The following is a 12,850-nucleotide window of genomic DNA, read 5'->3' on the forward strand; positions in this document are numbered from 1 at the left end:
GCGGGCGTGGCTTGCGTCCGGCGCCCGCGCGGCGCTTAGTCGCGCAGTTCGTCTTCGTCGTCGCCCGCGTGATGATGTTGCTGCGCGAGATTCGGCACGCGCCGCACGAGGAGAACGTGAATCTGCCGGGCGTCGCCGCGCAGGATCTCGAACGCGAAATCGTCGATGCGCACCTTCTCGCCGCGATGCGGCACGCGCCCGAAGCGATGCGTGACGAGTCCGCCGATGGTGTCCACTTCCTCGTCGGAGAAATCGGTGCCGAACGCCTCGTTGAACTGCTCGATGCCGGTGAGCGCGCGCACGCGATACTTGCCGTCGGGCGTCGCGATGATGTTGCCGGCTTCCTCGTCGAAGTCGTATTCGTCCTCGATGTCGCCGACGATCTGCTCCAGCACGTCCTCGATGGTGATGAGGCCGGCCACGCCGCCGTACTCGTCGACGACGATCGCGATGTGATTGCGGTTCACGCGAAAGTCGTGCAGCAGCACGTTCAGGCGCTTCGATTCGGGGATGAAGACGGCGGGGCGCAACATGCCGCGCACGTCGAATTCCTCTTCGGCGTAGTAGCGCAGCAGATCTTTCGCGAGCAGCACGCCGATGACGTTGTCGCGATTGCCTTCGTAGACGGGATAGCGCGAGTGCGCCTTTTCGAGCACGAAGGGGATGAATTCGGCGGGCGTTTCCGCGATGTTGATGGCGTCCATCTGGGCGCGCGGAACCATGATGTCGCGCGCGCAGAGATCGGACACCTGAAAGACGCCTTCGATCATCGAGAGCGAATCGGCGTCGAGCAGGTTGCGCTCGTGCGCGTCCTGGAGCACTTCGAGAAGTTCGTCGCGCGATTCGGGCTCGTGCGAGATGAAATCGGTCAGGCGTTCGAGAAGCGAGCGCTTTTCCTGCGGTTTGTCGGTGTGGCGTCGACTGGGATAGGGTTCGTTCATAGCGGAGCGCCCGGGAGTTCCCGAGCGCGGGTTAGCGGAGAGTTAAGCATACACCAAGGGAAAATGCGGGCTGCGTGACGCGGCGCGCATGTTTCGGCTGGGGGTGAAAACGTCTGGACACGATGCGGCGTGCTCACATGAATGCGCTGACATCGGTGCCGAAGCGCTCGGCCAACGCCTTCGCAACGCTCTTGCTGATCGCGCGGCGGCCGGCAAGGATGTCACTGATTACGGTTGGCGATGCGATGTCGGCGAGATCCTTCTGCTTGAGATCGTGCCTGTCCAGCAGGTCGCGCAGCACGTCCTTCGGCTCGGCCCTCGGCAGATCCGGATGATGCGATTCCCACACCTCGATCAGATCCGTAACCACCCCGAACAAATCGGCGAGCGAACCTTCCTCGCCTCCGAGGTGATCGGCCAGTTCATTGGCGAGGGCGACCATCTTGCGATAGTCCTCGTCGTTGCGGATCGGTTTGAGGAAGATCTGGCCCTGAAGCGTGGACCAGGTCTTCGCGAATTCGGCAACGCCGCCCGAATGGCTATGAGCTTTCATTTACGTCGGTCTGCGTCGGTCCATTGGTCGTACTGTTTGTGCGTCAGCACATCGCGAACGAACATCATCTGCCGATTGAAGTGGATCGCGGCGACAACGCGAAAATTGTTGCCGCCCACATCGAACACGTAGTACTGGGAAGGACGGTAGTCGACCGTGCGGAAGGTTTTCCTGAGACCCGTGAGGTCGTCCGCGTGGCACTCACTTGCCAATCTATACCAAGTGACGAGAGAACTCTTCGCGGCGGGATGCTTGTCAATGAATTCTTCGAGCACTTTCTTTGAAATCACCCGCATCCTGCTTTTCCTTCCCGACAGATCGCGCTTCGGGTCATCTCCTGCACCTCGAATCGAAATCCAGTTTATTCGCATGTATCCAGTGCTACCCTTGAGGCGAGACCTTAGCTGAAAAATATGCGAGAAGTATGTCCGTCCCCGTGCGCTGGCCGAACGGACGAAGCCGGCCGCAAAAGTCATACGGATGCCGGCGGCATATGCATCACTTCTTCCCCTGCGCCTGACAACGCCTGAGAAGCGCCTCCAGCGCGCGATCCGGCATGCCGCTTTCGCGCAGGGCCTCGACCGTCCGGCTGACGTAATCGAGCGTCGTGCCGTAGCGCCCGCTCGCGCAGCCGAACACGGTCCGCACGACCGGATCGGCGAGCTTGCCGGTATAGGACGCCGCCTCGCGGCGCATGACGAATGCGAGCGCCTCGACGCGCCGCCCATCGGCGAGCGCGCACGGCAGCCACGCCGGCCGGTAGGAGGCCATCGCCATTTCGCGCCGCCACAGCACTTGCAGATGCTCGGTCGCATCGGCGCCCGCGAGACGGAACGCCATGCCGGTGCACGAGCCGCCGCGATCGAGCGCGAGCACGAGGCCCGGCTGCTCGGGCGTGCCGCGATTCACGCGCGACCACAGGTAAAGCCCGCGATGGTAGCCGTGCACTTTGCCGCGCACCGCCTCGAGCGTCGGCAGTCCGGGGTTCCAGATGAGCGAACCATAGCCGAAGAGCCATAGATCCGACTTTCGGTCCCAGTCGACGAGCGCCGCCTCGCGCGACGCGGCGAGCTCCTCGTCGCTCAGAAGCGCCGATTCGCCGAGCGCGGGCGGATAGTCCGGGCAGGGCGCCGGCGTCGGTTCGGCTTGGGGCGGTGCGGGCTGCGTGGGTTCGGGCGTCTTGTCGTTCACGGCGCGTTCAGGGCATCGGACCGGCTTCAGGTCAGAGGCACGTAAGGATCGGAATATCCCAGAGACTGCATGATATCCGTCTCGATCGATTCCATCTCTTGCGCTTCGCTTTCGACCTCGTGGTCGTAGCCCTGCGCATGCAGCGTCCCGTGGACGATCAGATGCGCGTAGTGCGCGGCGAGCGGCTTGCCCTGCTCGGCCGCCTCGCGCTCGACGACCGGGCAGCACAGAATCAGATCGCCCGCGACGGGATCGTCCTCCGATTCCGCGTAGGCGAAGGTCAGCACGTTCGTCGCGTAGTCTTTCTGACGATACGTGCGGTTGAGCATCCGGCCTTCCTCCTCGACGACGAAGCGCACGGTCAGCTCGGCGTCCGTGAACAGCGACGCCTTGATCCAGCGCGCGACCGTCGCGCGCGGCAGGATCGCCTTGTGCGACGGGAATGCCTTCGCGGCCGGGAACTGCATCGTCAAAGTGAGGCGGGGCGCGCGCGTCATTGTTCCGGCTTCTGCGATTGTTGCGCAGCGCGCGCGGCTTCGGCGAGCGCGGCGTCCTTCTGCGCCTGCGCATCGTAAGCCTCGACGATGCGCGCGACGAGCGGATGCCGCACCACGTCCGCCGACGTGAAATGGGTGATCGCGATGCCGCGCACTTCCGACAGCACGTGCTGCGCCTCGATGAGGCCGCTCTTGTGCCCGCGCGGCAAGTCGACCTGCGTCGTATCGCCGGTCACGACTGCCTTCGAGCCGAAGCCGATACGCGTCAGGAACATCTTCATCTGCTCGGGCGTGGTGTTCTGCGCCTCGTCGAGAATGATGAAGGCGTGATTCAGCGTACGTCCGCGCATGTAGGCGAGCGGCGCGATCTCGATCATCTGGCGCTCGAACATCTTCGCGGTCTTGTCGAAGCCGAGCAGATCGTAGAGCGCGTCGTAGAGCGGGCGCAGATACGGGTCGACCTTTTGCGCGAGATCGCCCGGCAGGAAGCCGAGCCGCTCGCCCGCCTCGACGGCCGGACGCGTCAGCACGATGCGCTTCACCTGATCGCGCTCGAGCGCGTCGACCGCGCACGCGACCGCCAGATACGTCTTGCCCGTGCCCGCCGGCCCGATGCCGAAGGTCACGTCATGCGACAGGATCTGCTTCAGATACTCGCGCTGCGCGGGCGTGCGTCCGCGCAGGTCGGCGCGACGCGTGTACAGCTTCGGCCCATGGTCCTCGTCCTCGCCGAGATCGATCGTCGCGCTCGGCTCGTCGAACGGATGATCCGGGTCGCCGCGAAAGCGCGGATCGAACTCGTCCTCTTCTCCATTGGCTTCGCGCGCTTCCCTCGCGCGGCGCGTCGCGTGACGCGCCTCGACGAGCGCGAGCTGAATGTCGTCGACGGAAATCGGATCGCGCGCGCGGTTGTAGAAGTTTTCGAGCGCCGCGAGCGCGACTTTCGCGCCGCGGCCGCGAATCGAAATCTTGTGGCCGCGCCGCGAGAGCGTGACATCCAGCGCCTGTTCGATCTGCCGCAGGTTCTCGTCGAGCGGGCCGCAGAGGTTGGCGAGCCGCGCGTTATCGTCGCGCGGAGCGGTGAATTCCAGATGCTGCGTGGGAGCGTTCTTCAAAGTGAACCGAGTGTCCTGTTTTCAGTGCGCCAGCTCGGGCGCCATCACTAATTCGCCGCGCAACGAGTGCGGGTACGCATGTACGATCTTCACGTCGATCATCTGGCCGATCAGGCGTGCGTGCGATTCCACCGGCGCGGGGAAATTGACGACGCGGTTGTTCTCGGTGCGTCCGGCGAGCTCGTTCGGATCCTTGCGCGCCGGGCGCTCGACCAGAATCCGCTCGACCTTCCCGACCATCGACTCGCTGATGCGCTGCACGTTTTCCTCGATGGTCGCCTGCAGGTGTTGCAGGCGCTTGAGCTTGACTTCGCGCGGCGTGTCGTCGTGCAGGTTCGCGGCGGGCGTGCCGGGGCGCGGACTGTAGATGAACGAGAAGCTCGTGTCGTAGCGCATCTCGTCGACGAGCGCCATCATCTTCTTGAAGTCGTCCTCGGTCTCGCCGGGGAAGCCGACGATGAAGTCCGTCGACAGCGACAGGTCCGGGCGGATCGCGCGCAGGCGGCGGATGACCGACTTGTATTCGAGCACGGTGTAGCCGCGCTTCATCGCCATCAGGATGCGGTCCGAGCCGTGCTGCACCGGCAGATGCAAGTGCGAGACGAGCTTCGGCACTTTCGCGTAGGCGTCGATGAGCCGCTGGGTGAATTCCTTCGGATGCGACGTCGTATAGCGAATGCGCTCGATGCCTGGCACCTCGGCGACGTATTCGATGAGCGTCGCGAAATCCGCGATCTCGTGCGACCCGGCCGTCAGCGCGCCAAGATAAGCGTTCACGTTCTGGCCGAGCAGCGTGACTTCGCGCACGCCCTGATCGGCGAGGCCGGCGATTTCGGTGAGCACGTCATCCAGCGGGCGCGAGACTTCCTCGCCGCGCGTGTAGGGCACGACGCAGTAGCTGCAATACTTGCTGCAGCCTTCCATGATCGACACGAACGCGCTCGGGCCTTCGACGCGCGCGGGCGGCAGGTGATCGAACTTCTCGATTTCCGGGAACGTGATGTCGACCTGCGCGCGGCCGGTGGCGCGGCGCTGGTCGATCATGGCGGGCAGGCGATGCAGCGTCTGCGGGCCGAACACGAGATCGACGTACGGCGCGCGCGCCACGATCGACGCGCCTTCCTGGCTCGCCACGCAGCCGCCGACGCCGATCAGCAGATCCGGGTTCGCTTCCTTCAGCTCGCGCACGCGGCCGAGATCGGAGAACACTTTCTCCTGGGCCTTCTCGCGCACCGAGCACGTGTTGAACAGAATGACGTCCGCGTCTTCGGGCGTATCCGTCTTGACGAGTCCTTCCGCCGCGCCGAGCACGTCGACCATCTTGTCGGAGTCGTACTCGTTCATCTGGCAGCCGAAGGTCTTTACATAAACTTTCTTGGTCATGAATTGTCGCCGGTCGCAGTGGTTAACCTGGGGGCGCTGGTAAGAGATTGAAAAGGGCGAATGACGAACTTCTTCGCGGACTTCTACGGTGATCTGCCCGCTTTTTGCTGTAATTTAGCCCTATATTATAGCTCTGGCAGCCATTCCTGACGTCGCGGGCGTTTGTCGGGCGGATAGGCCAGATCGCCGAGCAGCTCCTGCGTGGTTTTTTCGAAACGCTCGACGAGAAAGTCCAGCAGCGCGCGCACGCGCGGCGCCATGTAGCGGTTCGCGCGGAACAGCGCGTGGACGGCGGCTTCGTGCGTGCACCAGTCGGGCAGCACCATCCGGAGTGTGCCGGCATGGATGTCGGCGGCGATATCCCAGATCGACTTATGCGCGATGCCGTGGCCCGCCAGCGCCCACGCGCGGGTGAGCGCGCCGTCGTTGGATTCCCAGGAATCGGCGACGGGCATCGTGAAGGCGTAGCGCTCCTCGCCGCGCACGAAGTTCAGCTCGCTGAGCGGCCCGGACGACGTGACGAGCACGACGAAATCGTGGCCGACGAGATCCGCCGGCGTCTTCGGCGTGCCGCGGCGCTCCAGATAATCCGGCGACGCGCACAGCACGCGCCGGTTCGGCGCCAGCACGCGGGCGGCGAGACCGCTGTCCGGCGGCGCGCCGAAACGGACTGCCAGATCGATTTCCTCCAGCATCAGATTCGACACCGAGTCCGAGAGCGTCAGCGCGAAGCTGACGTCCGGGTGCCGCGCGCCGAATTCGTCGAGCCAGCCGCGCAGCATGTAGCGCCCGAAATCCGATGTCGCCGAAATGCGCACCTTGCCGCGCACGACGTTCTGGCCCGCCTGCAGCGCGGCTTCGGCGTCGTCGATCGCCTGCAGCGCGATGCGGCAGTGCTGCAGATACATCCGGCCTTCGTCCGTGACGCGCAACTGGCGCGTCGTGCGCTCGAAGAGCCGCGTGCGCAACGCCTTTTCCAGCTTGATGAGTCGAGCGCTCGCCGCCGCCGGCGATAGTCCGAGCTTGCGTCCCGCCGCCGACAGGCTGCCCGCCGCCGCCGCTTCCACGAAAAGGCGCATGTCACCGAGCCTGTCCATCGTCATTTTCAAATTCCTTTTGAGAATGATTCAAAGACTAGCCCAATTCTCAAAGGCATGCCGGTATTGCAGGATGTCCACCAAGCGTTAACCCCAAGCGTTCAGCCATGCAACTCGACCACGTCACCATCGTCGCGCCGGACTGCGAAGCGATCATGCGCTTTTTCGTCGATATCGCCGGAATGCGGGTCGGGCCGCGACCGCCGTTCGGCGTTGGCGGCTACTGGCTCCATCTCGGCTCGCGTCCGGCGGTGCATCTGATCGCGGCGGGCGCGGCGGCGCCGGCGGACAGGCCGAACGCGACGCGCATCGACCATCTCGCGCTGCGCATCGACGACCAGGCCGAGTGGAGCGCGCTGCTCGAACGTCTCGACTGCCGCGGCTACGCGTACCAGCTCGCCGAAGTACCGCTCGCCCGCGAGCGGCAGCTGTTCGTGCGGCTGGCGCCCGGCGTCGTCGTCGAATTCGTGACCGCGCGTCACTGAGTCTTTCCGCACCTTTTTCCGCATTTGGAGTCACCACCATGCCTCTTCCGCTTCTCGCGCTGGCGATCAGCGCCTTCGCAATCGGCACGACGGAATTCGTCATCATGGGCCTCCTGCCCAACGTCGCGCACGACCTTTCCGTTTCGATTCCGTCGGCGGGCCTGCTCGTCACGGGCTACGCGCTCGGCGTCGCGGTCGGCGCGCCGCTGCTCGCCGTGCTGACCGCGAAACTGCCGCGCAAGCTCGCGCTGCAATTGCTGATGCTCGTGTTCATCGTCGGCAACGTGCTCTGTGCGGTCGCGCCGGACTACGGCCTGCTGATGGTCGCGCGCGTCGTGACGTCGTTCGCGCACGGCTCGTTCTTCGGCATCGGCGCGGTCGTGGCCGCGTCGCTCGTGCCGGCCGAAAAGCGCGCGAGCGCCATCGCGCTCATGTTCACCGGACTCACGCTCGCGAACGTGCTGGGTGTGCCGTTCGGGACGTTCGTCGGCCAGGAGCTGGGCTGGCGCGCGACCTTCTGGATCGTCGCCGGTCTGGGCGTGCTGTCGGCGCTCGGCGTGACGGCGCTCGTGCCGAATCGTCACGACGCGGCGCCGAGCGGCCTCGGACGCGAAGTGCGCGTGCTCCGCGACCCGCAAGTCTGGCTCGCGCTCACGATGACGGTGCTCGGCTTCGGCGGTGTGTTCGTCGTGTTCACCTACATCGCGCCGATTCTCGAGCAGGTGGGCGGCTTCTCGCCGCGTGACGTCACGCTGATTCTGGTGCTGTTCGGCATCGGTCTCACGATCGGCAATACGATCGGCGGCAAGCTCGCCGACCGCGCGCTGATGCGTTCGCTGATGGGCATTCTGTTCGCGCTCGCGATCGTCATGGCGGTGTTCGCGAAGACGAGCCACAGCCCGATCGGCGCGATCGTCACGATCTTCGTGTGGGGCATCGCGGCGTTCGCGACGGTGCCGCCGCTGCAGACGCGCGTCGTCGAGAAGGCGAAAGATGCGCCGAACCTCGCGTCGACGCTGAATATCGGCGCGTTCAACGTCGGCAATGCGGGGGGCGCGTGGCTCGGCGGCGCGGTGCTGACGCATGGCCACGGACTCGATGCGCTGCCGTGGGCGGCGGCCGTGGTCGCGCTCGCGGCGCTCGCCGTGACGTGGTTCGCCGCGCGCCTCGACACGCCGCGCGTCCGGAACAGGGTAAAGACGGACGTAAAGGCGGCCGACGCCTGCTGAGCGCTTATCATGTTGGCTCAACGTAATTCGAGCCAACATGATCGATCATCTCATCTGCGATTGCGACGGCGTGCTCGTCGACAGCGAAATCATCGCGGATCGCGTGATGCTGGACGTTCTCACCGAGACGTTTCCCGGCATCGACTTCAAACCGGCCGTCAAGACGGCCTTCGGACAGCAGACCTCGCGCTTCCTGGCCAGTCTGGAGACGAAGTTCGGTATCGCGATGCCGCCGAATTTCGTCGCGACGATCGAGGCGCGCGTCTCGGTGGAGCTCGCGCGCTCGCTCGGGCCGATCGCGGGCGTGCGCGCCGCGCTCGAAGGCTGCGGCTTGCCGGTGGCGGTGGTATCGAACAGCCGCATGGAGCGCGTGCGCGCGTCGGTGCGGCGCGCGGGGCTCGACGAGATCGTCGGCGCGCGCGTGTTCAGCGCGCAGCAGGTCGAGCGGCCGAAGCCTTATCCGGATGTCTATCTGCTGGCGGCGCGCACGCTCGATGTCGAGCCGGCGCGCTGCCTCGTCGTGGAGGACAGCGTCGCCGGACTGACGGCGGCGCGCGCCGCGGGCATGAAGACCATCGCGTTCGTGGGCGCGAGCCACATTCCTTCGGGCTATGCGCAGGTGCTGCGTGAAACCGGCATCACGCGGATCATGGAACACATGGACGAGTTGCCCGCGCTCGTCGCAGCCGGCGTGCGTGGGGATTTCGGCGACGTGCTTTCCTGAGCCAGTCTCTCTTTCTCAGGCAACTTCTTCCACGGCTTCACGCGCGGCTGCGAGCGCCGCGCGGAATTCGACCAGTTCCGCGATAGTCAGCATCGGCAGGCCGTGCTCCTTCGCGAAGCGCTCGACCTGCGCGCCGCGTGTCATCGTGCCGTCGGGGTTCATCAATTCGCACAGCACGCCCGCGGGCTTGAGGCCGGCGAGGATCGCCAGGTCGACGGTGCCTTCCGTGTGGCCGCGCCGCGCGAGCACGCCACCGGGCATCGCGCGCAGCGGGAAGACGTGACCCGGCCGCACGATGTCGCCCGGCTTCGCATGATCGGCGATGGCCGCGCGGATTGTCGTCACGCGGTCGGCCGCCGACACGCCCGTGGTCACGCCTTCGCGCGCCTCGATCGACACGGTGAACGCGGTGCCGTAGCGGCTGCCGTTCGCGGCGGTCATAGGCGGCAGTTCGAGCGCGCGCACCTTGTCGTCGGGCAGGCACAGGCACACGATGCCGCTGCATTCGCGGATCAGGAGCGCCATCGTGGCGTCGGTGAGCTTCTCGGCGGCGACGATCAGATCGGCTTCGTTCTCGCGATCGTCGTCGTCCTGCAGCACGACCGGGCGGCCTTCGCGCATGGCGTCGAGCGCGGCGGCGATGCGCGGCGGGACATCGAACGACGAGAGTTGGGGAAGATCGGCGCAGGCGTCGTCGGCGATGACGGCGGGTGTGGCGAACGACAGGCTGCTGGTGGCTTGAGTCTGGGACATGTGAAACGCTCTCGCGAAAAAATGGGCGAAAAACGTTTCAGGGCATTGCAAACAGACAGAACGGCACCCCCCGGCGACGCGCCAGGCGGCGCGGCGTCGTCCGGCTCGGCGCAATGCGTGCGCCGCCATGGGGGAACGGACATGGCCATCTGCACATCTTCTTTCATCCGGACTGTGACCGTCGGCTCTGGCGTCTCACCAGATCTGCTGACCCCGCGCATGATGCTGGCGCGGGCGCTCGCGGGCTCGTGACCGGCCACGAGGCCTGCCACATACCGCCGGTGGGGAATTGCGCCCCGCCCTGAAGACGTACTGAATGCCGGCAAGCCGAGGGCTCGACGACTTTTTCAGGATACAGCACGCACGCGCTTTTTGCACTGCCGCATGGCCAGACGTTCCGGAAAGCGACATGGGCCGATCCGCCCGCGGGTCAGCTGTCCGCCCATGCCTTTGCCGCGCTGACCGCGCGCCGCCAGCCGCTGAGACAAGACACGATTTCCGGCGCGGGCATCGACGGCGTGAAGCGCCGCTCCAGCTGCCATTGCGCCTTGAGTTCGTCGACATCCTTCCAGTACCCGACGGCGAGCCCCGCGAGGTAAGCCGCGCCGAGCGCCGTCGTTTCCGCGATGCGCGGGCGCGCGACATCGACGCCGAGAATGTCGGCCTGAAACTGCATCAGGAGATCGTTCGCACAGGCGCCGCCATCGACGCGCAACTCCGCGATGCGCATGCCCGAGTCCGCTTCCATCGCTTTCAGCACGTCGACGGACTGATACGCGATCGAGTCGAGCGCCGCGCGCGCGAGATGGCCCGAGGTCGTGCCGCGCGTCACGCCGAAGAGCGTGCCGCGGGCGCGCGCGTTCCAGTGCGGCGCGCCGAGACCGGCGAAGGCGGGCACGAGATAGACGCCGTCGCTATGCGGCACGCCGCGCGCAAGCGTCTCGACTTCGCTCGCGTGGCGGATGAGGCCGAGGCCGTCGCGCAGCCATTGCACGACCGCGCCCGCGATGAAGATGCTGCCTTCGAGCGCGTAGTTGACCTGATCGCCGATCTGCCAGGCGATCGTCGTCACGAGATTGTTGCGCGATTCGATCGGCTTCTCGCCCGTGTTCATGACGAGAAAGCAGCCGGTGCCATAGGTGTTCTTCACCATGCCGGATTCCGTGCACATCTGGCCGAAGAGCGCGGCGTGCTGGTCGCCGGCAAGCGACGCGAGCGGAAGATCCTTCGCGAACACCGCGCCTTGCGTCGTTCCGTACACCTCCGACGAGGTCCGCACTTCGGGCAGCATGCTGCGCGGAATGTCGAGCGCGTCGAGCAGTTCGTCGTCCCAGCGCCGCTCGTGGATGTCGAAGAGCATGGTGCGCGACGCGTTGGTGATATCGGTGATGTGCATGCCGTGCCGCGTGAAATTCCACACGAGCCAGCTGTCCACGGTGCCGAAGGCGAGCCGTCCCTGCTTCGCCTTGTCGCGAGCGCCTTCGACGTTGTCCAGAATCCAGCGGATCTTCGTGGCGGAGAAATACGCGTCGATGGGCAGGCCGGTCTTTGCGCGCACCATCGCTTCGAGACCGCGCGCCTTCAGCTCCTCGCAAAAGCCGGCCGTGCGGCGGTCCTGCCAGACGATGGCGTTGTACACCGGCTTGCCGGTCTCGCGGTCCCAGACGATCGTGGTTTCCCGCTGATTCGTGATGCCGACCGCCGCGATCGAGGAGGCGCTCGCACCCGCTCGCGTGACCGCCTCCGCCGCGACGCCCGCCTGCGTCGACCAGATTTCCTGCGGATCGTGCTCGACCCAGCCGGCTTCAGGGTAGATCTGCTGGAACTCCTTCTGCGCCACCGAGACGACGTTGCCGCTTCGGTCGAACAGCATGGCGCGCGAGCTGGTTGTGCCCTGGTCGAGCGCGAGAACGTACTGATCCTGCATGGTCTTCTCCGGGTTTGGGCGGGCGTCGAGGCTTCGTGCCGCGGCGAGCGATGTCCGTTGATGTCGTTTGCGCAATCTATCGGAGCGAGCCGATGCGGACAACCTGGCCGAACGGCATAAGCCGTGCGCCATCTTTCCCGCGCGCCATCTTTCGCTTCGACTGCAAAATGCCTATGCCATTCGGCCGAGTGGCGCGACGATCCCGATCGGTCGATACTGGCATCGGGAAATCGAACGAAGGGTGAGTGCAATGCGAATGCTGTTTGTTTCAGGCGTGCTGGGTGCGGCGCTGTTGGCCGGATGTGTCGGCACGCCGAGCCTGCAAGGCTCGATGGGCGCGCCGTCGTTCAATGCGCTGCAGGAGATGTGCGGTACGTCGCCGGTCGACTATGGCGCGGACGCGCAGTCCGTCTATTCGACCTTCTTCGATGCCTATGTGGCCGAGCGGCGCGGCGGCTTGTCGAAGGAGCGCTTCTGCGCGTTTCAGGCGGCGATTGCCGAGCGGCATCGCGCCTATCAGGCGAATCCCGGCCCCGACTCGCAAAGCGAGTGGGCGAACTTCTTTCTGGATCAGCGAGCTCGGGCTTTGAGCTGGCGTGCCGCGGTCGACCCGACGCTGCGCGCCGGATGAGACGCCTCGACGGAGCCTGAATGAAAGGATGAAACGGACGCGGCCGTCGGCCGCGCCCCGAGTCCTGCTGCGCGTGCTACGAGTAACGCTTGAAAGCCTTGACAGTGGAATCGCCGGTAGCGGTGAGACGCCATTGCTGACGCCCGGAGGCGAGATTCTCGAGTTGAACGAGCTGGCGTTCGAGCAGGGCGTCGAGTTCTTCGCGCTCCATGTCGACCTGATTGGGCGCTTCCTGAACCAGTAGCAGCGTGGCAAATTCGTGCGGACTCAGCATTGTGTTCTCCATGACGACCGAACGGCATAAGCAGCCGGCTTTGTAAGCCG

Annotated in this window: 15 protein-coding genes and 1 riboswitch; of the genes, 4 read left to right on the plus strand and 11 right to left on the minus strand. The window is 65.5% G+C overall.

Annotated features, from left to right (window positions below; genetic code table 11):
• Positions 1–35: 35 nt before the first annotated feature.
• The 8 genes from AWB83_RS17120 to AWB83_RS17155 all read right to left on the minus strand — a co-directional run bounded on the left by AWB83_RS17120 (position 36) and on the right by AWB83_RS17155 (position 6,777).
• Positions 36–941, minus strand: a complete 906-nt coding sequence (locus tag AWB83_RS17120) for a CorC family transporter (RefSeq protein ID WP_087046788.1) — start codon at positions 939–941, stop codon at positions 36–38.
• A gap of 133 nt (positions 942–1,074) precedes the next feature.
• Positions 1,075–1,494: a helix-turn-helix domain-containing protein gene (locus tag AWB83_RS17125; RefSeq protein ID WP_087046789.1), complete on the minus strand. Its 420-nt coding sequence runs from the start codon at positions 1,492–1,494 to the stop codon at positions 1,075–1,077.
• Entirely contained in the window at positions 1,491–1,790 is a 300-nt protein-coding gene (locus tag AWB83_RS17130) for a type II toxin-antitoxin system HigB family toxin (protein ID WP_087046791.1), read from the minus strand. Before AWB83_RS17130 ends, AWB83_RS17125 begins: the two co-directional genes overlap by 4 nt.
• A 202-nt stretch (positions 1,791–1,992) precedes the next feature.
• Positions 1,993–2,685 carry a gamma-glutamylcyclotransferase gene (locus AWB83_RS17135; protein WP_087046793.1) on the minus strand — a complete coding sequence of 231 codons (693 nt, stop codon included), beginning with the start codon at positions 2,683–2,685 and terminating at the stop codon, positions 1,993–1,995.
• A gap of 26 nt (positions 2,686–2,711) precedes the next feature.
• Complete coding sequence (gene ybeY / locus AWB83_RS17140; RefSeq protein ID WP_087046795.1) at positions 2,712–3,182, minus strand: rRNA maturation RNase YbeY; 471 nt, start codon at positions 3,180–3,182, stop codon at positions 2,712–2,714.
• Positions 3,179–4,297, minus strand: coding sequence for a PhoH family protein (locus tag AWB83_RS17145; protein WP_087046797.1), 1,119 nt, complete (start codon positions 4,295–4,297; stop codon positions 3,179–3,181). Before AWB83_RS17145 ends, ybeY begins: the two co-directional genes overlap by 4 nt.
• A gap of 21 nt (positions 4,298–4,318) precedes the next feature.
• Positions 4,319–5,680, minus strand: coding sequence for a tRNA (N6-isopentenyl adenosine(37)-C2)-methylthiotransferase MiaB (miaB, locus tag AWB83_RS17150; RefSeq protein ID WP_087046799.1), 1,362 nt, complete (start codon positions 5,678–5,680; stop codon positions 4,319–4,321).
• Between the two features lie 125 nt (positions 5,681–5,805).
• On the minus strand, positions 5,806–6,777 hold the full coding sequence (locus AWB83_RS17155) for a LysR family transcriptional regulator (RefSeq protein WP_087046903.1): 972 nt from the start codon (positions 6,775–6,777) through the stop codon (positions 5,806–5,808).
• Positions 6,778–6,884: 107 nt separating this feature from the next.
• Here AWB83_RS17155 and AWB83_RS17160 point away from each other — a divergent pair, with 107 nt between their 5' ends.
• Genes AWB83_RS17160 through AWB83_RS17170 form a run of 3 tightly spaced genes read left to right on the plus strand, consistent with a single transcriptional unit; the run spans position 6,885 to position 9,215 of the window.
• Positions 6,885–7,262 carry a VOC family protein gene (locus AWB83_RS17160; RefSeq protein ID WP_087046801.1) on the plus strand — a complete coding sequence of 126 codons (378 nt, stop codon included), beginning with the start codon at positions 6,885–6,887 and terminating at the stop codon, positions 7,260–7,262.
• A 38-nt stretch (positions 7,263–7,300) separates the two neighbouring features.
• A complete protein-coding gene (locus AWB83_RS17165; protein ID WP_087046803.1) occupies positions 7,301–8,491 on the plus strand; it encodes an MFS transporter in 1,191 nt (396 codons plus the stop codon).
• Between the two features lie 37 nt (positions 8,492–8,528).
• Entirely contained in the window at positions 8,529–9,215 is a 687-nt protein-coding gene (locus tag AWB83_RS17170) for an HAD family hydrolase (RefSeq protein WP_087046805.1), read from the plus strand.
• Positions 9,216–9,230: 15 nt separating this feature from the next.
• On the opposite strand, the gene ribB is transcribed toward AWB83_RS17170, so the two are convergent.
• Positions 9,231–9,941, minus strand: a complete 711-nt coding sequence (gene ribB, locus AWB83_RS17175) for a 3,4-dihydroxy-2-butanone-4-phosphate synthase (protein ID WP_087046904.1) — start codon at positions 9,939–9,941, stop codon at positions 9,231–9,233.
• A gap of 178 nt (positions 9,942–10,119) precedes the next feature.
• Positions 10,120–10,281, minus strand: a riboswitch (FMN riboswitch).
• A gap of 117 nt (positions 10,282–10,398) precedes the next feature.
• Complete coding sequence (gene glpK, locus AWB83_RS17180) at positions 10,399–11,895, minus strand: glycerol kinase GlpK (RefSeq protein ID WP_087046806.1); 1,497 nt, start codon at positions 11,893–11,895, stop codon at positions 10,399–10,401.
• A gap of 250 nt (positions 11,896–12,145) precedes the next feature.
• On the opposite strand from glpK, the gene AWB83_RS17185 reads away from it, so the two are divergent.
• Positions 12,146–12,526 carry a hypothetical protein gene (locus AWB83_RS17185; RefSeq protein ID WP_087046808.1) on the plus strand — a complete coding sequence of 127 codons (381 nt, stop codon included), beginning with the start codon at positions 12,146–12,148 and terminating at the stop codon, positions 12,524–12,526.
• 76 nt (positions 12,527–12,602) lie between these two features.
• On the opposite strand, the gene AWB83_RS17190 is transcribed toward AWB83_RS17185, so the two are convergent.
• Positions 12,603–12,800 (minus strand): hypothetical protein, encoded by a 198-nt coding sequence (locus AWB83_RS17190; protein WP_008351420.1) that lies wholly within the window; start codon positions 12,798–12,800, stop codon positions 12,603–12,605.
• Positions 12,801–12,850: the final 50 nt, after the last annotated feature.

Source organism: Caballeronia ptereochthonis (assembly GCF_001545075.1).
GTDB classification, from domain to species: Bacteria; Pseudomonadota; Gammaproteobacteria; order Burkholderiales; family Burkholderiaceae; genus Caballeronia; species Caballeronia ptereochthonis.

What these genes read in the sequence shown, in the direction of transcription:
- AWB83_RS17120 (WP_087046788.1), bottom strand. Translation starts at nt 941, where the DNA reads ATGAACGAACCCTATCCCAGTCGACGCCACACCGACAAACCGCAGGAA.
- AWB83_RS17125 (WP_087046789.1), bottom strand. Translation starts at nt 1,494, where the DNA reads ATGAAAGCTCATAGCCATTCGGGCGGCGTTGCCGAATTCGCGAAGACC.
- AWB83_RS17130 (WP_087046791.1), bottom strand. Translation starts at nt 1,790, where the DNA reads ATGCGGGTGATTTCAAAGAAAGTGCTCGAAGAATTCATTGACAAGCAT.
- ybeY (WP_087046795.1), bottom strand. Translation starts at nt 3,182, where the DNA reads ATGACGCGCGCGCCCCGCCTCACTTTGACGATGCAGTTCCCGGCCGCG.
- miaB (WP_087046799.1), bottom strand. Translation starts at nt 5,680, where the DNA reads ATGACCAAGAAAGTTTATGTAAAGACCTTCGGCTGCCAGATGAACGAG.
- AWB83_RS17155 (WP_087046903.1), bottom strand. Translation starts at nt 6,777, where the DNA reads ATGGACAGGCTCGGTGACATGCGCCTTTTCGTGGAAGCGGCGGCGGCG.
- AWB83_RS17160 (WP_087046801.1), top strand. Translation starts at nt 6,885, where the DNA reads ATGCAACTCGACCACGTCACCATCGTCGCGCCGGACTGCGAAGCGATC.
- AWB83_RS17165 (WP_087046803.1), top strand. Translation starts at nt 7,301, where the DNA reads ATGCCTCTTCCGCTTCTCGCGCTGGCGATCAGCGCCTTCGCAATCGGC.
- AWB83_RS17170 (WP_087046805.1), top strand. Translation starts at nt 8,529, where the DNA reads ATGATCGATCATCTCATCTGCGATTGCGACGGCGTGCTCGTCGACAGC.
- glpK (WP_087046806.1), bottom strand. Translation starts at nt 11,895, where the DNA reads ATGCAGGATCAGTACGTTCTCGCGCTCGACCAGGGCACAACCAGCTCG.
- AWB83_RS17185 (WP_087046808.1), top strand. Translation starts at nt 12,146, where the DNA reads ATGCGAATGCTGTTTGTTTCAGGCGTGCTGGGTGCGGCGCTGTTGGCC.
- AWB83_RS17190 (WP_008351420.1), bottom strand. Translation starts at nt 12,800, where the DNA reads ATGCTGAGTCCGCACGAATTTGCCACGCTGCTACTGGTTCAGGAAGCG.